At 42.6% G+C, this 22,227-nt stretch carries 19 protein-coding genes; 15 read left to right on the plus strand and 4 right to left on the minus strand.

All coding sequences use genetic code 11. The features are described 5' to 3' along the window. The first annotated feature begins 261 nt into the window (after positions 1-261). Positions 262-2,976 carry a DNA gyrase subunit A gene (gyrA, locus tag CXF86_RS07990; RefSeq protein ID WP_102038738.1) on the plus strand — a complete coding sequence of 905 codons (2,715 nt, stop codon included), beginning with the start codon at positions 262-264 and terminating at the stop codon, positions 2,974-2,976. A 103-nt stretch (positions 2,977-3,079) separates the two neighbouring features. On the opposite strand, the gene CXF86_RS07995 is transcribed toward gyrA, so the two are convergent. Then, positions 3,080-4,225 (minus strand): serine hydrolase domain-containing protein, encoded by a 1,146-nt coding sequence (locus CXF86_RS07995; RefSeq protein WP_102038739.1) that lies wholly within the window; start codon positions 4,223-4,225, stop codon positions 3,080-3,082. A gap of 438 nt (positions 4,226-4,663) precedes the next feature. Here CXF86_RS07995 and serC point away from each other — a divergent pair, with 438 nt between their 5' ends. After that, positions 4,664-5,755, plus strand: coding sequence for a 3-phosphoserine/phosphohydroxythreonine transaminase (gene serC / locus CXF86_RS08000; RefSeq protein WP_102038740.1), 1,092 nt, complete (start codon positions 4,664-4,666; stop codon positions 5,753-5,755). A gap of 61 nt (positions 5,756-5,816) precedes the next feature. Here the strand turns inward: serC and CXF86_RS08005 are convergent, their stop codons facing one another. Beyond that, positions 5,817-7,007, minus strand: coding sequence for an amino acid aminotransferase (locus CXF86_RS08005; RefSeq protein ID WP_102038741.1), 1,191 nt, complete (start codon positions 7,005-7,007; stop codon positions 5,817-5,819). A gap of 415 nt (positions 7,008-7,422) precedes the next feature. On the opposite strand from CXF86_RS08005, the gene aroA reads away from it, so the two are divergent. From aroA to CXF86_RS08055, 10 genes are all read left to right on the plus strand, one after another. Further along, on the plus strand, positions 7,423-8,703 hold the full coding sequence (aroA, locus tag CXF86_RS08010) for a 3-phosphoshikimate 1-carboxyvinyltransferase (RefSeq protein ID WP_102038742.1): 1,281 nt from the start codon (positions 7,423-7,425) through the stop codon (positions 8,701-8,703). A gap of 178 nt (positions 8,704-8,881) precedes the next feature. Continuing rightward, positions 8,882-9,574, plus strand: a complete 693-nt coding sequence (gene cmk, locus CXF86_RS08015) for a (d)CMP kinase (RefSeq protein WP_101090231.1) — start codon at positions 8,882-8,884, stop codon at positions 9,572-9,574. 97 nt (positions 9,575-9,671) lie between these two features. Further along, a complete protein-coding gene (rpsA, locus tag CXF86_RS08020) occupies positions 9,672-11,339 on the plus strand; it encodes a 30S ribosomal protein S1 (RefSeq protein WP_101090230.1) in 1,668 nt (555 codons plus the stop codon). A 73-nt stretch (positions 11,340-11,412) separates the two neighbouring features. Further along, positions 11,413-11,700, plus strand: coding sequence for an integration host factor subunit beta (ihfB, locus tag CXF86_RS08025; protein ID WP_101090229.1), 288 nt, complete (start codon positions 11,413-11,415; stop codon positions 11,698-11,700). Between the two features lie 122 nt (positions 11,701-11,822). Continuing rightward, positions 11,823-12,143 (plus strand): LapA family protein, encoded by a 321-nt coding sequence (locus tag CXF86_RS08030; protein ID WP_101090228.1) that lies wholly within the window; start codon positions 11,823-11,825, stop codon positions 12,141-12,143. 1 nt (position 12,144) lies between these two features. Next, positions 12,145-13,305, plus strand: a complete 1,161-nt coding sequence (lapB, locus tag CXF86_RS08035; protein ID WP_101090227.1) for a lipopolysaccharide assembly protein LapB — start codon at positions 12,145-12,147, stop codon at positions 13,303-13,305. Positions 13,306-13,368: 63 nt separating this feature from the next. Continuing rightward, positions 13,369-14,064: an orotidine-5'-phosphate decarboxylase gene (gene pyrF, locus CXF86_RS08040; RefSeq protein ID WP_101090226.1), complete on the plus strand. Its 696-nt coding sequence runs from the start codon at positions 13,369-13,371 to the stop codon at positions 14,062-14,064. Between the two features lie 99 nt (positions 14,065-14,163). Continuing rightward, the gene (locus tag CXF86_RS08045; RefSeq protein WP_101090225.1) at positions 14,164-14,970 is read left to right on the plus strand and encodes an SDR family oxidoreductase; all 807 of its coding nucleotides are present in this window, start codon (positions 14,164-14,166) and stop codon (positions 14,968-14,970) included. A 23-nt stretch (positions 14,971-14,993) separates the two neighbouring features. Then, on the plus strand, positions 14,994-15,536 hold the full coding sequence (locus CXF86_RS08050; protein ID WP_102038743.1) for a DUF2058 domain-containing protein: 543 nt from the start codon (positions 14,994-14,996) through the stop codon (positions 15,534-15,536). A gap of 460 nt (positions 15,537-15,996) precedes the next feature. Continuing rightward, a complete protein-coding gene (locus CXF86_RS08055; protein WP_102038744.1) occupies positions 15,997-17,757 on the plus strand; it encodes an acyl-CoA dehydrogenase family protein in 1,761 nt (586 codons plus the stop codon). A 74-nt stretch (positions 17,758-17,831) separates the two neighbouring features. Here the strand turns inward: CXF86_RS08055 and dacB are convergent, their stop codons facing one another. Both dacB and CXF86_RS22710 read right to left on the minus strand, forming a co-directional pair. Beyond that, positions 17,832-19,235, minus strand: a complete 1,404-nt coding sequence (gene dacB / locus CXF86_RS08060; RefSeq protein WP_257985312.1) for a D-alanyl-D-alanine carboxypeptidase/D-alanyl-D-alanine endopeptidase — start codon at positions 19,233-19,235, stop codon at positions 17,832-17,834. Positions 19,236-19,265: 30 nt separating this feature from the next. Next, a complete protein-coding gene (locus CXF86_RS22710; protein WP_180961032.1) occupies positions 19,266-19,442 on the minus strand; it encodes a hypothetical protein in 177 nt (58 codons plus the stop codon). Between the two features lie 262 nt (positions 19,443-19,704). Between CXF86_RS22710 and CXF86_RS08070 the strand changes: the two genes are divergently transcribed. From CXF86_RS08070 to CXF86_RS08080, 3 genes are all read left to right on the plus strand, one after another. Next, positions 19,705-20,037 carry a DUF1904 family protein gene (locus tag CXF86_RS08070; RefSeq protein ID WP_101090220.1) on the plus strand — a complete coding sequence of 111 codons (333 nt, stop codon included), beginning with the start codon at positions 19,705-19,707 and terminating at the stop codon, positions 20,035-20,037. 10 nt (positions 20,038-20,047) lie between these two features. Further along, entirely contained in the window at positions 20,048-21,361 is a 1,314-nt protein-coding gene (gene pssA, locus CXF86_RS08075) for a CDP-diacylglycerol--serine O-phosphatidyltransferase (protein ID WP_257985313.1), read from the plus strand. Between the two features lie 86 nt (positions 21,362-21,447). Beyond that, positions 21,448-22,200 (plus strand): tRNA-uridine aminocarboxypropyltransferase, encoded by a 753-nt coding sequence (locus tag CXF86_RS08080; RefSeq protein WP_102038747.1) that lies wholly within the window; start codon positions 21,448-21,450, stop codon positions 22,198-22,200. Positions 22,201-22,227 lie beyond the last annotated feature (27 nt).

Below are 22,227 nucleotides of genomic sequence, written 5' to 3' on the forward strand. Positions count from 1 at the left end.
TTTGTGCTCATTATAATGATTAGTGCCAATAAACAAAGCGGATATCGCGTCGTTTCTCAGGAATCATTAAAAGTGACCAAAAAATACACTTATGCCTTGATTTTAATCAATAGTATTGCCTATTACTTCATATAGTAAATGAATGCTGTATTGGGTCTAGCGCCGTCAAATAACTGTGTTAGAATGCCAAATCACGTTTTCAAGCATGACTATTCTTATCTGTAAGGATTGCGTGCTAAATTTCAAGGGATCGAGCGGTTTATGACTGATCTGGCTTCATCTATAACACCAATTAATATTGAAGACGAATTAAAAAATTCATACCTAGATTACGCCATGAGCGTAATTGTAGGACGGGCACTGCCCGATGTTCGTGATGGCTTAAAGCCTGTTCATCGCCGCGTATTGTTCGCCATGAGTGAATTGAAAAACGACTGGAACAAGCCTTATAAAAAGTCTGCTCGTGTCGTTGGTGACGTTATCGGTAAATATCATCCACATGGTGATACAGCGGTATATGACACTATTGTTCGTCTGGCACAGCCATTCTCAATGAGATATCCACTTATCGATGGCCAAGGTAACTTTGGTTCTGTCGATGGTGATGCTGCGGCAGCAATGCGTTATACCGAAATCCGCATGGATAAAGTTGCGCATCAATTATTAGCGGATCTTGAAAAAGAGACTGTTGACTTTGTACCTAACTATGATGGTACTGAGTTTATTCCTGCTGTATTGCCTACGCGCATTCCTACGTTACTTGTTAACGGTTCATCAGGTATTGCGGTCGGTATGGCAACTAACATTCCACCTCATAATATGAGTGAAGTGATTGCAGGTTGTTTAGCGCTGATTGAAGATCCGGCTTTATCAATTGAACAGTTGATGGAGTACATTCCTGGTCCAGATTTCCCTACTGCAGCAATCATTAACGGTCGTAAAGGCATTATTGATGCTTATAACACGGGCCGTGGTCGCGCCATTATGCGTGCCCTTGCTGAAGTCGAAACCGAAGAGAATGGACGTGAGCGAATTATTGTTCATGAAATTCCTTATCAAGTTAACAAAGCGCGCTTAATCGAAAAGATTGCAGAGCTTGTTAAAGATAAAAAGATTGAAGGCATTAGTGGCCTACGTGATGAGTCTGATAAAGACGGCATGCGTATTGTCATTGAGATCAAGCGTGGTGAAGTAGGCGAGGTTGTACTTAACAACCTATATGCTCAAACACAAATGCAGTGCTCTTTTGGTATCAATATGGTTGCGTTGACGAATGGTCAGCCAAAACTATTTAACCTTAAAGAGATGCTAGAGTGCTTTATCCTTCACCGTCGTGAAGTGGTTACTCGTCGTACCGTATTTGAACTTCGTAAAGCACGTGAAAGAGCTCATCTTTTGGAAGCTCTCGCCGTTGCACTTGCAAACATTGACCCTATTATTGCGCTAATTAAAGCGTCACCTACTCCTGCTGAAGCCAAAGTTAAGCTGATTGCACAGGGATGGGAGCTCGGTCATGTTAAAGGCATGCTCGAAAAGGCCGGTGATGATGCTGCTCGTCCTGAATGGTTAGAACCAGAATATGGTATCCGTGATGACAAGTATTATCTGACTGAGCAACAAGCACAAGCCATCCTTGAGCTACGTCTGCACCGTCTAACGGGTCTAGAACATGACAAGATCATTGCTGAATATGAAGAGCTACTTGAAGTTATTGCAGCGCTACTTCTTATTCTAAGCAGCCCACAACGTCTGATGGAGATCATCACTGAAGAGCTTCATGAAGTATTAGAGAACTTTGGTGATAAACGCCGTACGGTTATCAATGCTAACGAAGTTGATATGAGTCTTGAAGATCTTATTAACGAAGAAGATGTTGTTGTTACGCTTTCTCATCTTGGTTATGCAAAATACCAAGTGTTAAGTGATTATCAAGCGCAGCGTCGTGGTGGTAAAGGTAAAGCAGCAACTAAAGTGAAGGACGAAGATTTCGTTGAAAAGCTTTTGGTTGCCAATACCCACGATACGATTTTGTGCTTCTCAGATTTTGGTAAGATGTACTGGCTTAAGGTTTATCAATTACCACTAGCAAGCAGAACTGCTCGTGGTCGTCCAATTGTGAACCTGCTACCGTTATCAGAAGGTGAGCGCATCACTGCAATCTTGCCTGTACGTGAATACGCAGATGATAAGTACATTATCATGGCGACGTCACACGGTACGGTTAAGAAAACAGCGTTAACGGCATACAGCAATCCACGTGCTAACGGTATTATCGCGGTGAACCTTAAAGATGGCGATCAGTTAATTGGTGTCGATATTACCGATGGTAATGACGACATCATGCTGTTCTCTAATGAAGGTAAAGTGGTTCGCTTCAACGAGAAAGCGCGGAATGCAGAAACGGGTGAAGTTAAAATTGATCCGGAAACCGGCGAAGAGATTATCGCGTTACGTGCTATGGGGCGTACTGCTACCGGTGTTCGCGGTATTAAACTTGAAGCAGGCCAGTCTGTTGTATCATTGATTGTACCTAAAGAAGATGGTGCGATTCTAACTGTGACAGAGAACGGTTACGGTAAACGAACTGCGTTATCTGAGTATCCGGCTAAGAGTCGTGGCACTAAAGGTGTGGTTTCAATTAAAGTCAGCGACCGTAATGGTGCTGTAGTTGGTGCTGTGCAAGTTGGCGACAATGATGAAATCATGTTGATTAGTGACAAAGGCACCTTAGTGCGTACTCCGGCTACTGGCGTATCAAGTATTGGTCGTAATACACAAGGTGTAACGATTATCCGTACTGCTGATGACGAGAAAGTTGTTGGTCTCCAGCGTATTGATGAGATACAAGATGAAGATGTTGAGCTTGATGAAGAGGGAAACCCAATCATCACTGAAGCGCCTGATACTGAAGCGCTTGATACCGAGGCTACAACTGAAGCTCCAGCGACAGATGAGAAACCTGAAGACGACGCATAACGCGGTTGTTTAAGTCAATAAAAAGGATGCCAATTGGCATCCTTTTTTAGTTCTGTTGTTTATACATTTTGTTTAATACAATCAAGATGATTTATGGCCTGCATTACTTTTGCTGTTTAAATACGTCGTGCCAAAAGGTAGCACTTAATTTTGCGATGACTCTAGATTCACCATTCAATAGCATCACCATGCCAATATTGAGCTCTGGTGAATAGGAAATTTCAGCGACGTAACCTGCAACCCAACCCGCATGATAAATGAGTGGGCGACCGTCAAACTCATAAACTCGCCAACCTTTACCATAATGTGCATCATCAAGATAAGTCTTCCAATCTCGACGGCGGAGTTCTTTTGTGGTTTTAACCCCTGGTGTCGTTACATCTGCAATGACTGCAGGAGATAACACCGAGGGTCTTTCTCCTAAGTTAGCGATTAGCCATTTGGACATATCCGTAATACTGGCGTTTACACCGACAGCAGGAGCCAGTTTGTAATAGTTAGCTTTAACTTTTACTTTTTTAAAACCTGATTTTGTCTTTACATGTGGCTCAGCTCTATTGCTTTCTTGTTTGAAAGCTTCAAAACCCACAGAGGCTGTGTTCATGTTTAATGGTCTAAATATTCGTTCATTGATGTAACTCTCATAGGTTTGTCCGCTTTTTTGTTCAATAGCGGCCTCTATGAATGAAAAAGCCACATTTTGATAGCTGTAACACACACCTGGTTTACACATAGGTGTTAATTCAGAGAACTTACTAATAATTTTTTCTATGTTCACGTCAGCATTAACTAAGTTATCGTAGCTATTAGGCATTAACCCCGTGCTTTGGCCAATAATATGTCCTAAATTAATTTGCTTACTACCATTGGGATCCGCTAATGAAAAGGAGGGGAGGTAAGCGTTTATCGATTGTTTCCAATCCAATTTGTTTTCTTGAACCAACATACTCGCGAGAGAGCCAGCAAAGGTTTTTGATACTGATGCTAATCTAAATACGGTATTCGCATTAACGTTTAGTGAGCCTCCTTTACTGCGCTTCCCGTAGTAGCTGAGCTTTAATATCTTGTCGCCTTCGACAATAACAAATGCACCACCAGGCACTTTTCTCTTTTTTAATTGACTATGAAAACTCTGTTTGAACTTGTCTGATACCGTGTCAAATTGCGAGGCTTGTACTTGTTGAGTGTTTAGCAAGGCACTTAAAGATAATGAGATAGTGCCGAAGAAAAAGGCTGATTTTAAAAACATGTAAATATCCAGTTGACCATTTATTTGTGTTATTTCAATTAAAAGTGAGCGCTTCCATGAGCGCTGAGTAACAATTGATAACGACTAAAATATTTAGGGGTATATTGCTAATATTCAAATTTTTATTAGTCGACTCAACATGTAAACTTAAGTCATCATTAAAGGAACTCAGCTAAATTTATCGTGCAAATGGTGTAAAACAGTACGATGAATAAGCAACAATGTTCACCTCCACGCTCTTATATAAGATTACTATTGTTGTTCAAAAAGCAGGACTTTACTAGTGATTACTGATTTTGTTTTAGCGTAAAATAACGGCCTATTTTTACTTGATGACTAATTTTTTTCTAACCACTAATCAGCTGTTAGTTACGATATACTGTAGATTATTGTATATCCTATTAATGTGTTAGCTGAAAATGATATAAGGACAATGCTGTGAGCGCTATTTATAATTTCTGTGCCGGACCTGCGATGTTGCCTCAAGCTGTTATGCAAAAAGCACAACGAGAATTATTAGATTGGAACGGTATGGGCACTTCAGTGATGGAAATAAGCCATCGCAGTAAAGAGTTCATTGCATTAACGGAGCAAGCAGAAACAGATCTTCGAGCGGTAATGGATATCCCAGCAAATTATCATGTTCTTTTTATGCATGGTGGTGGACGAGGTCAGTTCTCTGCAGTCGTTAATAATTTTCTTGGTGAAGATGGGCGCGCTTTATATCTAGTCGATGGCAGTTGGTCTTCTGCGGCTGTTGATGAGGCAAAAAAACTCGCCGGCGACAGGAACATCGACACGATTAACATCGTCGAAAAATCTACCGGGAAAAATGCTGTAGTCTTACCTGATTTATCTCAAATCGATAAAGATTATCGGTATTTACATTATTGCCCTAATGAAACCGTCGATGGTATTGAAATTTTTGAACCATTAAACAGCCCATGGCCTGTGATTGCCGATATGTCTTCAAATATCTTATCGCGCAAAATTGACGTTAGCCAGTTTAGCCTCATCTATGCTGGCGCCCAGAAAAATATCGGTCCGTCAGGTTTAAGTATCGTTATTGTGCGTGACGATATGCTGGCCCTACCTAGCTTACCGCAATCTTCAATCATGGATTATAAACTGGCCGTCAAACATGGATCTATGTATAACACCCCGCCAACATTTGCTTGGTATTTGGCTGCAGAGGTCTTTAGCTGGCTACAATCAATCGGAGGTGTTGCCGCGGTAGAAAAAATTAATATTGAAAAAGCAAAGCTGCTTTATCAATGTATTGATGAACTAGATTTTTATACCAGTGGTGTTGCAATTGAAAACCGCTCGCGCATGAATGTAACATTTCAATTGGTGAACACTGAACTTGATAGTGTGTTCCTTGAAGCCGCCAAAGATGCTGGTTTGGTCGCCCTAAAAGGCCACCGTAGTGTCGGTGGTATGCGAGCAAGCTTGTATAACGCTATGCCTTTAGAGGGCGTTATAGCACTTGTTGGTTTTATGCGAGAATTTGCAAAAAAGAATGCTTAAGCTTATAAATTGAGTAATAAAAAGCCGCTGAACAGCGGCTTTTTATTTAGCTGGCTGACTGTTAAAGAATTTTTGCAATCGACTTTGCTAAGTAATCCACATTTCCTGTGCCGATTCCGGCGATGCTAATACGGCTTGAATCTACCATATACACACTGTATTCGCTTTGAAGTTGTGCCACTTGTGCAGGCGTAATACCAAGGAAAGAGAACATCCCTTTTTGGTGAGTAATAAAGTCAAAGTTACGAGTAACGCCTATCTCTTTTAGCTTGTTAACCAGCATGGTGCGATTGCCATTTATTCTATTGCGCATCACTGTTAATTCATCAAGCCACTCTTGCTTTAATTCTGCAGAACCTAAAATGGTTTCAACAATAGCTGCACCATGTGCTGGCGGCATTGAATAGATGCAACGGACGACATACAGCAACACTGAAAACGCAATATCACTAGCTGCAGCGTTTTTACCTATGATAGAACAGGCACCAATACGTTCACGGTACAGGCCGAAGTTTTTAGAGCAAGAGCTACATAAAATCATGTTGTCTACTCTGGCTGCCATTTGTCTAACGCCATATGCGTCTTCATCAACACCGTCACCAAAGCCTTGATAAGCCATATCAATTAACGGAGTGAAGCCTTGTTCAACAGTCAGCTCAATAATGTCATCCCACTGCTGTTGATTCAGATCCATACCACTCGGGTTATGACAGCATGCGTGCAATAACACTACATCATCACTCCCCACTTGAGATAAAGCGGCTTTCATTTCATCGAACTTGAGTGATTTAGCCTCATAATCGTAATATGGGTAGGTCTTAACCGTGATGCCTGCCGCTTCAAATAAGCCAGTATGATTTGCCCAGGTTGGATCGCTAACCCACAGTACAGCGTTAGGATTACAACGTTTGATAAAGTCCGCCGCGACTCTTAAGGCGCCTGTGCCACCGGGGGTGGATACAGTGCGAACTCTATTGGCCATAATGGCAGGGTTTTCGGTGCCAAAAGCAAGCTCTGACATTAGGCGATTAAAATCAGCAGAACCGGTAGGGCCGATGTAAACTTTAGTTGACTCGGTGTCCAATCTGTACTTTTCAGCCTTTTTCACACAAGACAAAATAGGCGTGTGACCGGTCTCATCTTTGTACACACCAACGCCTAAATCGACTTTCTGCACATTGTTGTCTTCTCGGTATTTTGTAAGTAGACCCAAAATCGGGTCTGCTGGCATAGCGGTCAGTTTGTTAAACATAGCTCCATCTACCTCATGTTGATTAGCCTAATTGGCCCAATTTAATTATTATTTTTTGTTAAACCTAGGGTAACGTAAATTAGGGGGGAGTTAATAGCATTTGTGATTAATTGAATGTGGATTAAAAGTGGCAAAAAAACATTCCACTGTTCTAAGTTCAGCCTCAAGCGAGCTTATTTACCGTTATTAATGTTCAGTTTCACCCTCTTGAGTAACATTTAGCAGCTAAAGGGCATTTTTTAGCAGAAAAGTGTTGAATACTTCGCAGCAATCAGTAAATTTGTAACTACGAAGTTCAAACAATCGCTAAACCAGCTGTCATTTTGTCGTGGTGACATAAAAAGCTTTTAGCATGAACATCTACTGTTAACCCGCAGGTGAGTTTGACTCCTGCAGTCATATAAAGAAGTTATCAATGAATCAATTACGTTTAGAGCCGATCGAACAAGTCAACGGGACTATTAATATCCCTGGATCTAAAAGCATTTCTAATCGCGCTTTATTGCTAGCAACGCTAGCTGAAGGGACCACGACATTAACAAATTTACTCGACTCTGATGATATTCGATATATGCTCGCATCGCTTAAACAGCTAGGTGTGAATTATCGTTTATCAAACAACAATACTGTTTGTGAACTTGACGGTATTGCGGGCACACTCAACAGTGAGAAAGCCCAAACTCTGTTTCTTGGCAATGCAGGTACTGCAATGCGGCCTTTATGTGCAGCATTAACCTTGGGTAACGGTGAGTTTACCCTTACGGGCGAGCCAAGAATGGAAGAGCGACCTATTGGTGACCTTGTTGATTCACTGCGCCAACTGGGAGCTGATGTTGCCTATTTGAAAAATGAAGGCTTTCCACCGTTAACCATCAATGCCACTGGGCTAAGGGGCGGTAACGTAGAGATAGCGGGGGATTTATCTAGTCAGTTTCTGACGGCGCTATTAATGGTCGCTCCTCTCGCGAAAGGCGACGTTAATATTCAAATTAAAGGCGAGCTAGTATCAAAGCCTTACATTGATATCACCTTAGCATTGATGGAACAGTTTGGTGTCAAAGTCACCAACAAGGATTATGCCTCTTTTGAAATTAAAACCGGTCAGCGTTATATCTCACCTGGAAAAATTTTAGTCGAAGGTGACGCATCTTCAGCATCTTACTTTCTTGCGGCTGGCGCGATTAAAGGTGGCGAAGTTAAAGTCACTGGCGTGGGTAAGCTCAGTATTCAAGGCGACGTTAAGTTTGCCGATGTCCTCGCACAAATGGGCGCGGATATAGAGTGGGGCGATGACTACATTATAGCTCGAGGCTCTAAACTGAAGGCGGTTGATCTCGATATGAACCATATCCCGGATGCCGCGATGACAATAGCAACAGCGGCTTTGTTTGCTGAGGGAACGACCCATATCCGTAATATCTATAACTGGCGCATTAAAGAAACCGATCGTCTTGCTGCAATGGCGACAGAGCTGCGTAAAGTTGGCGCTATTGTCGATGAAGGGCATGATTATATTAGTGTGACCCCACCAGCAACGCTACAGACTGCTGATATTGACACTTATAATGACCACAGAATGGCGATGTGCTTTTCTATGTTGGCATTTGCCGATTGTGGTATCACCATTAACGAACCAGAGTGTACCTCTAAAACCTTTCCTGATTATTTTAATCAGTTTAAGGCCCTCGCTAAGTAGCTTCCGCACTAATACCTTTGATTAATTGGTTCAGACTCATTTCAGTAGTCTGAACCATTGCTTAATGGGATCCTTGGATATTTGAATTAGATGCCGCTTTCTAGTGTCAGATGGTTTATAATACGCGCGCTCATTTTCGGTTATATCAAGGAAGATTGAATTTCTTGTGGAGGATTTTATGTTAGAACGGGCTCCTGTTGTCACTGTTGACGGCCCTAGCGGTGCGGGAAAAGGTACTATTAGTCAATTGCTTGCCGAAAGGTTAGGCTACAAGCTATTAGATAGTGGTGCAATTTACCGCGTATTAGCATTGGCTGCTATTCATCACAACGTAGAACTTGATAATGAAGAATCATTAACGCTACTTGCAGCACATTTAGATGTGCAGTTCATTACTGGTAATGGAAGTAGAGGCATCAAAGTGGTACTCGAAGGCGAAGATGTATCCATTACGATACGTAGCCAAGAGTGCTCGAATGCGGCATCAAAAGTGGCTGCATTTCCACGTGTTAGAGAAGCATTGTTGCGTCGCCAACGCGCATTTGCTGAGACACCGGGATTGATTGCAGATGGTCGCGATATGGGAACTGTTGTATTCCCAACAACACCGGCGAAACTTTTTTTAACTGCTACGGCAGAGGAAAGAGCGCAAAGACGCTATAATCAGTTGCAGGACAATGGCTTCGATGTTAAAATTGATCAACTTTTGTCTGAGATAAAAGAGCGAGACGACCGCGATATGAATCGTAGCGTCGCACCTTTGGTTCCTGCCGAGGACGCACTTATTATCGATACGACTGATATTTCTATAGAAGATGTGTTAGACATGGCGCTAACGCATATTCATAAAAGTTTTCGAGTACCTGCGTAAGCAGGTATTTAACTATTTGCCCCAAGGATGAGGCAAATTATTATACTGACTCCGCGTCTAGGATGGACTGTGGTTTATTAAAGAAAGTAACCTAAACATGACTGAATCTTTTGCTGATCTATTTGAACAATCCCTTGAAACTTTGGAGTTCCGTCCAGGTTCTATCGTAACTGGTGTAGTTGTACGCATCGAAAACGGTACTGTACTTGTTGACGCAGGTCTTAAGTCTGAAAGCCCAATCCCAGCTGAAGAATTCAAGAACGCCAATGGCGAACTTGAAATTTCTGTTGGCGATACCGTGCACGTTGCTCTCGACTCTGTTGAAGATGGCTTTGGTGAGACTCAATTGTCTCGCGAAAAAGCTAAGCGTCACGAAGCTTGGATCGTTCTAGAAAAAGCGTACGAAGATGCTGAAACTGTAATCGGTGTCATCAATGGTAAGGTTAAAGGCGGTTTCACTGTTGAATTAAACGGTATCCGTGCATTCCTACCAGGTTCTCTAGTTGACGTTCGCCCAGTTCGCGATACAGCTCACCTAGAAAACAAAGAATTAGAATTCAAAGTTATCAAGCTTGACCAGAAGCGCAACAACGTTGTTGTTTCTCGTCGTGCAGTTATCGAATCTGAAAGCAGCGCAGAGCGTGATGCTCTTCTTGAGAACCTTCAAGAAGGTCAATCAGTTAAAGGTATCGTTAAGAACCTTACTGACTACGGTGCATTCGTTGATCTTGGCGGTGTTGATGGTCTTCTACATATCACTGATATGGCTTGGAAGCGTGTTAAGCATCCATCAGAAATCGTTAATGTTGGTGACGAAATCAACGTTAAAGTTCTTAAGTACGACCGTGAGCGCACACGTGTATCACTAGGTCTTAAGCAACTTGGCGAAGATCCATGGTTAGAAATCAGCAAACGCTACCCAGAAAACACACGTTTGACTGGTCGCGTAACTAACCTAACAGACTACGGTTGTTTCGTTGAAATTGAAGAAGGCGTTGAAGGTCTTGTTCACGTTTCTGAAATGGATTGGACTAACAAGAACATCCACCCATCAAAGGTTGTTAACCTAGGTGATGAAGTTGAAGTTCTAGTTCTTGACATCGATGAAGAGCGTCGTCGTATTTCTCTAGGTCTTAAGCAATGTAAAGTTAACCCATGGGATGACTTCGCAGAGCGCTTCAATAAAGGCGACAAGGTTTCTGGTAAGATCAAGTCAATCACTGACTTCGGTATCTTCATCGGTCTTGACGGCGGCATCGACGGTCTAGTTCACCTTTCTGATATTTCTTGGAATGGTACTGGCGAAGACGCAGTTGCTGAATTTAAGAAAGGCGACGAAATCCACGCAGTGGTACTTTCTGTTGACCCAGAACGCGAGCGTATCAGCTTAGGCGTTAAGCAAACTGAAGACGATCCATTCAATGCATACCTTGCTGATAAGAAGAAAGGTGTTGTTGTACATGGTGTTGTTACAGCAGTTGACGCAAAAGGTGTTACAATTGAACTAGCTGAGACTGTTGAAGGTTACCTTCGCGTTTCAGATATCTCTCGTGAACGTATCGAAGATGCATCAACAGTTTACTCTGTAGGTGACAAAGTCGAGTCTAAGTTCATGGGTGTGGATCGTAAGAACCGCACTATCAGCCTTTCTATCCGTGCTAAGGATGAAGCTGAAGAGAAAGAAGCAATGGCTAGCTTGAACAAGCAAGAAGATGACGTCATGAGCAGTGCTATGGCTGAAGCGTTCAAAGCAGCTCGTAAATAATCGCCTTGAAGTTCAGGGGTGCATGCACCCCTAAAAGGTGACTGTGTTTGGCTTGATAAATAGAGGGTATAGGATGACAAAATCCGAACTGATCGAAAAACTTGCCACTAGGCAGTCGCAGCTGTCTGCGAAAGAAGTGGAAAGTGCTATTAAAGAGATGTTAGAGCAAATGGCCGAGACATTGGAAGGTGGAGATCGCATAGAAATCCGCGGCTTTGGTAGTTTCTCGCTTCATTATCGTGCACCGCGCACTGGCCGTAATCCTAAGACTGGAACATCAGTTGATTTGGAAGGCAAGTACGTACCGCACTTTAAGCCAGGCAAAGAACTGCGCGAACGTGTTGACGCGCTCAACGCGTAATTTACAAAGTATTAAAAGCCTCCCTCGGGAGGCTTTTTTATATCTAAAACTTAGGTATCACTAGCTAGTTCGCTCTTTTTCTTAGATAATCAAAGCCTACCAACACGTGTCTGGAGCTTAACGTGAAGTCATTCATCATTGCCGTTTTAGTTGCCGCCTTTTTTTTCATAGCGCTTATTTTTGGCGCTCGGAACGAACAAGTCGTCACCATCAGTTACTTTGTTGCTCAGGGTGAATTTAGGTTGCCAGTCGTGCTTGCGTTTGTATTTCTATCTGGATTTTTAGTGAGCTGGATATTTGCGATGTATCATATTGCAGGTCTTAAGTTTTCAATTAGACGTTTAAAAAAACAGTTGGCAGCATCAGCTAATCCAAACGATACTAAGACATCGGATAATAGCACTGCTGTTATTGAAAGCGCAGCAAAGGAAGTAGACGCTTAATATGTTAGAAATCCTCTTTCTGCTTCTTCCTATCGCCGCCGGTTATGGTTGGTATATGGGGCGCAGAAGTGTCAGGCAAAAGCAGAGTAATCAGAGAGAACAGCTGAGTCGTGATTATTTCACCGGCTTAAACTTTTTACTGTCTAATGAGTCTGATAAAGCCGTTGATCTGTTTATATCTATGCTAGATGTCGATGACGACACCATAGATACTCACCTTTCGTTGGGCTCCCTGTTTAGAAAACGCGGCGAAGTCGACCGCTCCATCAGAATTCATCAAAACCTTATCGCAAGACCTAGCTTAACCACAGAGCAAAGAGATATTGCGATGATGGAGTTGGGTAAAGATTATTTAGCCGCCGGCTTTTATGATCGCGCTGAAGAAATTTTTATTAACCTTGTAAACCAAGACGATCATAGCGAAGAGTCAGAAACTCATCTTATTGCCATTTACCAAGTGACTAAAGATTGGCAAAAGGCTATCGACATTATTAAAAAGCTTAAGCGTAAACGCCAGCAAGTGTTAAAGCATGACAGTGCTCATTTTTATTGTGAATTGGCCGCTGAAACGGATGATGATGCCGTTAAACTTAAGCGTTTACATGCGGCGATTAAGCTTGATGCTAGTTGCGGAAGAGCCTTACTGACACTCGCTGAACTTCACTTAAAATTAGAAGATTTTAAAGCGTGTAAGCAATCGATAGAGAAATTGCTTAGCAGCAACATTGACCTGTTTCCTGATTGTTTAACGATTGCTAAGCAGGTTTATTTACTGACTGATGACAGTATTGGGTATCAAGAGCTCCTAAGAGAAGCTATCGAGAAGGGCGCTGGCGCCAGTATTGCGGTGACATTAGCGCAGCATATGATATCTCAAGGTAATGAACAGGATGCAGAGAAACTCATTCTAGAAGGCTTAATTCGACACCCAACAATGAAGAGCTTTCAACATTTAATGAAAATGCACGTCAAACAGGCTGAAGATGGTCAAGCAAAAAAGAGCTTATCGATGCTTGAGCAACTTGTTGAACAGCAAATAAAATTTCGGCCTGGATACCGCTGCAGTGAATGCGGGTTCCCATCCCATCGACTGTATTGGCACTGTCCCTCTTGTAAAAATTGGGGAAGTATAAAAAGAGTTCGAGGGTTAGACGGAGAGTAAAGTGATTTCCTCCGTTAAAAATACGATTAGTCAAATGACAAACGCAAAGCGATTGGAGACAAAATGACAAACAAACCTATTTTGGTTGCCTTAGATTACGATAATAGAAATGATGCTTTGCAGCTAATAGATAAGCTCGATCCTGATATGTGCCGACTTAAGATTGGCAAAGAAATGTTTACTTTGTTCGGCCCACAAATCGTTAATGATATTCATAGCCGCGGCTTTGATCTCTTTCTAGATTTGAAGTTTCACGATATCCCCAACACGGTAGCAAAAGCCGTTACAGCGGCAGCTGAACTGGGTGTGTGGATGACCAATGTGCATGCCTCAGGTGGCCTTGCCATGATGGAAGCCGCTAAGCGTGCACTTGAGACTTATGGTGATAAAGCGCCGCTGTTAATCGCTGTAACTGTATTAACCTCAATGAGTGATGAAGAGCTCAAGTTGCTAGGCATTAACGTCCCGGCTTCGGAACATGTATTACGCTTGGCAGCTTTAACTCAAAGAGCCGGGCTCGACGGCGTGGTCTGTTCTGCGCACGAATCTAGCTTATTAAAAGCAAAGTTTGGCCAAGAGTTTAAGCTCATCACTCCAGGGATTAGACCTGTCGGTAGCGACAAAGGCGACCAACATCGTGTCATGACGCCACCACAAGCATTGGCAGCCGGTTCAGATTATTTAGTGATAGGTCGACCAATCACTAAAGCTGCTGATCCGTTAAAAGCATTGCATGATATTCATCAGTCAATAGCATAACAGTATCAATTAAATGCTTTAATAAAAGAGTGCAGTCATATAAGTTACAAGTTAGTTAGATAATTAACCGTCATTTATACCGCAAGTGGAGTGCACTCTATGTTTAATTACCAAGGAAAAAACGTTGTTGTCGTCGGTGGCACCAGTGGCATTAATTTAGGTATAGCGCTTAGTTTTGCAAAAGCAGGGGCTAACGTGGCGGTGGCTAGCCGCAGCAAAGACAAGGTCGATGCCGCAGTCGCCAAATTATCAGCGACAAATCCTCAAGGTCACCATATTGGAGCTTGCTTCGATGTACGAGATGTAGACGCATTATCCTTAGGTTTTGATTATATTCGCGCTTCTTATAGCGTTATTGACGTGCTTGTCAGTGGCGCTGCGGGTAACTTTCCGGCCTCGGCCGAAAAGTTATCAGAAAATGGCTTTAAGTCAGTGATGGATATTGATTTACTGGGTAGTTTTCAAGTATTAAAGCAAGCTTTACCTTTGATGGCAGAACATGGTGGCGCCATCATTCAAATCTCAGCGCCGCAAGCTTTTGTCCCTATGGCAATGCAAGTCCATGTTTGTGCTGCAAAAGCGGGTGTAGATATGCTGACTAAAACGTTAGCCATTGAGTGGGGCAATAAAGGCATTAGAATAAACTCAATTGTGCCGGGCCCCATCGCAGGCACAGAAGGCTTTAATCGATTAGCACCAACAGAAGAATTACAAAATCATGTCGCTAAAGGTGTTCCTTTAAGGCGCAATGGTCGTTGTGAAGATATCGCCAACGCAGCACTGTTTTTAGCCTCTGATATGGCGTCTTACATTACAGGCGCTGTATTGCCGGTAGACGGTGGCTGGTCACTCGGTGGTGCTGGCGCGGCGATGGCCGAAATCGGTCAATTAGCGAAACAAAAATAACGTTAAAGTAGAGAAAACAAGATATGGCAAATCCTTTTCAGGAACAGCTACTTAAGGCTGGTTTGGTTAGCAAGCAGAAAGTAAGAGATACAAAAACTCAAAAACGTCGTGATAAAAAAGCAAAAGTCGATGATGGCAGCGACGAGCTCAAACAAGAGATCGCTGCTAAGAAGCTAGCGCAAATTGAAAAAGATAAGCAATTAAACGAAAAACGTTTTGCAGAAGCCTCTGAAAAAGGGCTTGTGCGTGGTTTAGTGACCGAATTTAAGAAACTTGCTATCACACCATCTAGATCGGCAGAGATTAAATTCAACTACACTTTTGAGAAAAAGATTTTCTCTCTTTATGTTGATGATAAGCTCCAAGCGCAGCTATTAAATGGACGCCTTGGCATTATCAGACATGAAGATGTGAGTTATTTGGCGCCGCATAAGCTCGTTGAGCGAGTCAATCTATTAGTGCCAGCTTGGATTGGTTACTTATGGACTCAAGAAGATAATGTTACTGCGGTAGAAGCGGATGATCCTTACGCTGACTACGTTATTCCAGACGACCTGATGTGGTAACTTAAGAGACTGTTATTTACAGCTAAGTGTGGAAGCCGTAATACAAGATGATTACGGCTTTTTTATAATGACTATTACCTTTAGTCATTCGGGTTATCAGTCATTATCAGTCTTAGTGTTCAACGCTGCATACCGCGTCAGCCTCTGCCTTAAAAGCAACGTCATCAAATACCGCGACAATCCCAAACTAGCACCATTTCGCTTCCATCTATTGCTAGCCAACTAAATCCTTTTGGCTGCTTTCATATTCTACTTTTAGCACTATTAACATCTGTATTAGTTTCGTTTCTAAAACTTAAATATCAATTTTTTAGCGCATTGAGACGATCATTTGAATGCCGATTAGGCACATGAATTCGTTATGTTGTAGCTTAAAGATAGAGCAAGAAAAGGCTTTCTTTTTTGGTGTTATCTGGTAGATTTGAAACAACTGTTTTAATCTATCGTTTGAGAGTTGAGTATGAACCCATATAACGCGCCATTAGCTGAGATGCGCTTTCTGCTAGAAAAAGTATTTAATGCCCCTAAAACATGGGCTTCTATGCCTGCAATGGCCGAGTCTGTAGATATGGATACGGCGGCAGCGATTTTAGATGAAGCAGACAAGATCAGCCGTGAACTTATCCATCCTATTAACCGCAGCGGCGATGAGCAAGGTGTTCGTCACGAAGGTGATAAGGTGATCACACCTGATGGTTATAAAGCGGTATACAACCAGTATGCAGAAGGTGGCTGGGTGGGTCTATGTGGCGATCCAGAGCTTGGTGGCATGGGTATGCCAAAAATGCTTGGCGTGCTCGTTGATGAAATGGCTTATAGCGCGTGTAATGCTTTTACCCTATATGGTTCGTTAACCGCTGGCGCCGCATTGGCGATTCATGCGCATGGCACTGAAGCGATCAAAGCGCAATATTTGCCTATGATGTACAGCGGAGAGTGGGCTGGGGCGATGGATATGACAGAGCCTCAGGCGGGTTCTGATCTGCGTAATATACGCACCAAAGCCGTCCCCAACGAAGAGGGTAGTTACAACATCACCGGTAGCAAAATATTTATTACTGGTGGCGATCATGATTTAACTGAAAATGTGATTCACTTGGTATTAGCAAAATTGCCTAACACCAATGGTATTTCGCTATTTTTGGTGCCTAAAATAAAGGTTGATGCCGACAATAATCTGGGTGATGCCAATGGTGTTACCGTGGGGTCTATTGAACACAAAATGGGCCTTAAAGGCTCGGCAACTTGTGTGATGAATTTTGACGATGCTGAAGGTTATTTGATTGGTAAGCCAAACCGTGGATTAGTGTGCATGTTCACCATGATGAATTATGAGCGACTAGCCATAGGTATTCAAGGGCTGGGCACGTCACAAGCGGCTTATCAAATGGCGTCTGAATATGCAAAAGAGCGTGTTCAAGGTGTTGCTGCCGGCGGTTCACCTACGGGCGCAACAAGCGACCCCATCTTAGTGCATGGCGATGTCAGACGCATGCTCCTCACTGTCCGTACGTTAACGGAAGCTGGGCGAGCGTTATCTGTTTATACCGGACAGCAATTAGATTTAGCGAAATTTTCCGATAACGCAGACGAAAAAGCGAAAGCGAGTCGCTATGTTGGCTTACTCACTCCGGTTTCAAAAGCTTTCTTAAGCGATCGCGGTTTGGATGCCGCGATTATGGCGCAACAAGTGTTTGGGGGTCATGGTTATATTCGTGAAACGGGTATAGAACAACTGGTACGTGATACCCGTATTGCACAGATTTATGAAGGCACCAATGGCATTCAAGCTATTGATTTCTTGGGGCGTAAGGTCACTGGAGACAATCTTAAAGCGTTGACCGAATTCGTTGCAGAACAGACTGCCAATATTGACCAATTTGAGCATGTATCGGGTGCTGATAAAGCCAGAGTATTAGGCTTATTTGAGAAGCTATTAGTCATTGGTCGTGAAGTGAATGAACATAAACTTACCCAGCCTGCATTAATTAATGCGTGTGCCGTTGATTACCTAGATGCGTTTGGATATAGCTTGTATGGTTATTTTTGGCTGGCGATGGCAGATGCAGCAAATGACCATGAAGACAATAACTTCAAGGTGCAAAAGCAGCATTTAAGCCGTTTCTATTTCGACAAATTGTTAGCAAAAGCAGATTATCATTTGTCTCAAGTTGCAACAGGCGACGCTTCAATAATGGATATTGATGAATCACTTTTCTAACTAAAAAGCGCCAACAATTAAAAGGCGGATTAAGTTAACTTAATCCGCCTTTTTTATCTTTTAATGTTGTGAATCTAGTGCTTAGCGTTATTAACAAGCTGTTTTAAGATAGAGACATCATAAGTGGGGACATTGGCCTTAACGGGTGTCGGACTGACGCCGTTTTGCAAAATAACCACAATAGATGGCAAAGCATCATTTTGTTTTATAAATCCTGCAATATTCACCACGCCCAGCATAGAACCTGTTTTGGCCACTATCTGGCCTTTTAGGGGGGCTTGAGCGTAGCCATGACGATATTTCAGCGTGCCTGTGATGCCTGCAACAGGAAGTGCATCAATGATGTATTTGTAGTGTTCGTTTTGTTGTATGAGTGCTAAAACCTGAGCTAACTGGTTGGCGCTGAGTAAGTTATAACGAGATAAACCTGAACCATCAACAATATTGGCACTGCTTAAGTCAACACCTTGCTCAGATAATATCTGTGTCATTGCAGCGCTACCATTGGCAAATGTTCCAGAGGATCCAAATAGATACTGCCCCATGCGTTTTAAGAGGCTGTCTGCGATCAAATTATCAGACTTTAATAGCATGGTTGTTATTAAACTAGATAAGGGCTCTGATTGATGCTGAGCGACTAACAGAGCATTAGCAGCGTGCTGCTGAGCTAAGGTAATACTGCCGTTAATACTAATGCCGTTGTAGTTAATGCTTTGAGTCAGTTTATCTATTGCGTAAAGGCCTGGGTCTGTAATGGCGACAGATAACTTCAAGGCTTTATTTCCTGGATAACAACCGTCTAAGCGATATTGGTTTTTCTCAAATCTTGCCAGCGTTAAATTGCAAATCGCCCGCTGACCACTTTTATCAAATGTAGCGCGGCTTACAATCACTACAGGTTCATTTTCTAACAGTTCAACCACACCCGCATTGTCTGCCAGTCTTGGCTTAAACTGAGCTTGTATACAATTTTTATTGAGTACATAACTTGATACTGGTGCGGCATAACAGATCCCTAAATCGTCCCATACTCGGCCCGGAGCATGTTGGATCTCGTATTGTTCGCCTACAAGATAAAGGTTACCTGTAATGTGTTTTAAGCCTTGTTGTTTAAGTTGGTCCAATAACGCTTGAATATCTTCAGTTGTCAGAGTGGGGTCACCGGTAAAAGAGAGATAGACATCGCCTTCAATTTGACCATCTTGGATAGGGTTATCAGCGTATATGTTAGTGTGGTAACGAAAGTCCTTGCCGAGTGCCGCAGTAGCGGACACTGCTGTGAGCAATTTCATCGTGCTTGCGGGGATAAATAATTTATCGGCATTTTGACGCTGGGTTACGCCACTTGGATTCGTCGCGATAACGGTTAATGCTGTGAGTGTGGTGCGCGGTGGGGATACAAGCTTGAGTTCAGCGGCAATCCCTGTGCTGGCTAGGGTCATCAAGAGCGCTGTAGAAATGATATTCCGAAGTATCAATGTACTGTCCTTTATAAGAAACAAAGCGGATTACTCAGGTTTGTCATCATCATCATGGCTCATTAAATGATACAGTTTGAGCGTGACAAACAACACCAAGCCAAAAAATAGCGGGAACATCAGTAACCCTAACTGCGCTTTAAAATGAAAGATAGCCCATGCGGCTAACAAAACACCTATCAACGTTAATAATGATTTAAAATTCATCGTGATCTCAGCTGTGAAATAAATGAATAGTGATGATAACAAACGACGCTTAGCTAAGCTGTGATCATTGTGTAAATCACCGACTGCTTGGCGAATAAAAGCACAGAGATAACATTGATATGTAGACGTTGTTTGTCTAATTATTTACCGAATAGTGACACTTAGTGCTGTTTTATGCTCTCAACAGGGCTAAACAGTAGAAATGACTTGCCGAGAGCGTGTTAAATCGGTAATTTCTATGCCCTTATCTAGGAGGATCTTGATGCCACATATTAAAGTGTATGGAATGCCAGAAAGCGTCGTTGCTAACTTAAGTGACCAGCTGATTGAGGTTCTTGCTGAAATTTGTCAGGTAAATGCAGAATCATTCATTATCGATTGTATTAGTAGTCAGAGTTATAGACGCGGACAATGCGTCAACGATACAGCGCAAGTCGAAGTGCTATGGTTCCCTAAAGATCCCGAAACACACCATCGTGCAGAAAAGGTGATCCGTGAAGCCGTTATACGTGCTTATCCTGGACTTAAACATACCATTGTTATGTTTAGAGAGTTAACACCTAGCACCTATTATAAAGATGGTACGCATTATTAAGGAGAGAGCCTTGCTGAGTAAGCTAGGTGGTATACCGCTACAGTCTGATTCACTGCAATGGTTATTAACACCAAAAGCGTTGAAAAAAGAACTGCTTAAGCGGATAGAAAATGCAACACATTCAGTCTATATCGCAGCCCTTTATCTTGAAGACGATGAAGCGGGCAGAGAAGTACTGCAAGCGTTAATGGATGCAAAGCAAAATAATCCAGCACTCGATATCAAAGTTTTGGTCGATTTTCATCGTGCCAGACGTGGGCTTATTGGTCACAAAGGTGACAGCGGTAATTATTTAATGTACCGCAAGGTCATCGAAGCCGCAGAGCATCCGATTGAGATCTTAGGTGTGCCGGTAAAATCTCGAGAATTTATGGGTGTGTTACACCTAAAAGGCTTCATTGTTGATGATGCCGTGATCTTTAGTGGCGCTAGCATTAACAATATCTATCTCCATCAAGAGGAGAAGTATCGATTCGATCGCTACCATGTCATCGAATCTGCTGAGCTTGCCCGCAGTATGCGTGACATGATCCAAACTTACTTAGTTGATGATGTCGCGGTGAGCTCTTTGACTCAACCAAAAGCGTTAGAGCATCTGCCAACTAAGGCTGAAGTGAGCAGTTTAAAGCACCGCTTGTCTAAAGCTGAATACACATTCAATTCAACAAAGATAGGCAGCCGTGTCACACCGCTTGTTGGGCTAGGCCGTAAAAAGAACATTTTGAACAAAGTGATTGTGGCGTTGGTGGAAGAGTCTGCAGACGCATTGTTTATCTGTACTCCTTACTTTAATCCGCCCTATATCTTAGTGCGTGCTTTAGCGAAGCATTTAAGACAAGGCAAGAAAATCGATATTGTTGTCGGAGATAAAACAGCTAACGATTTTTATATTCCACCAGAAGAGGCATTTTCGACTATTGGTGCACTGCCGTATATGTACGAACAGTCACTGCGAAAGTTTGCCAAGCGTCAGCAGTGGGCAATCGATAATGGTCAGTTAAATATTCACTTATGGAAAGATGGCCGTAATAGTTTTCATCTTAAAGGGATCAGCGCTGATGGCAAACGTCATTTGATCACTGGTAGTAACCTTAATCCTCGCGCCTGGGCGCTTGATTTAGAGAATGGATTGTTACTGCAAGATGATAACGAAAGCTGGAAAGAGCAGTTCGAAGCAGAACAAACTCATATTTTGCAGCATACAGAGCGACTGTATCACTATAGTCAAATCGAGACGCTGCATAATTATCCCGAACCTGTTCGTAAAATTATGACGCGGATTAAACGCTTACGCGCTGATTTTTTATTACGCCGTATACTATAGTTATAGAACGATAGTGAGCAACCGACGACCAATGAGCCTGCTGATTAAGTAGGCTTTTTTATTTCCTATAGAGGCTCAACCGTAGCATGCATTTGCCAGATCACGCCGTTCATCGTTTATACCAATACCGTAAAGCAATATCATCTAAGCCGTTTACGGCCCGCGGCAAAAATGTTGTCCGCTGTGAACGTTGTTTATTAGCCAAAAGGTATTGCACTTGTGCCTATCGCAAATTGGTTAATACGCAGATAGCCTTTATGCTGATCATGTATGACGATGAAGTGCTTAAGCCCAGTAATAGTGGCCGTCTCATTGCAGATATTGTCCCTGATACCCATGCCTATATCTGGTCCAGAAATGAGCCTAACCGTAAGATGCTATCTGTTATTACAGATCCAAAGTATCAAGCTTATGTGGTTTTCCCATCTGAATATGCAGTCGAAAATCAGCCAATAGCCGAAAGCATTGATCAAGGCGCACTCTCAGAGGGTAAAACACCCTTGCTGATCGTATTAGATGGTAGTTGGCGAGAAGCGATTAAAATGTTTAGGAAAAGTCCCTATTTACATGGATTACCTATGTTGTCTTTTTCTCCGAAAGCAGCGGCATCTTATGCACTTAGAAAAGGTAGCCGCGATTTTCAACTGGGCACTGCCGAAGTGGCATCATTGGCTATTGCCGCAGCGGGTGAACCCAAAAATGCTGGCGTATTGGAAACCTGGTTTAGCTATTTTGTAGAGTCCTCTTTGCATGGCCGTAGTCGTAATAAACGTGATGAACTAGGACTATTGAGTCAATTGAAACAAGATTATTTAGAGGCTAGGAAACAAATCGAATAGTCGCTGCGGTGACTCGATTCAGCTTTG

Origin of the sequence: Shewanella sp. GutCb (genome assembly GCF_002836135.1) — a bacterium.
In the GTDB taxonomy this organism is placed as follows: Bacteria; Pseudomonadota; Gammaproteobacteria; order Enterobacterales; family Shewanellaceae; genus Shewanella.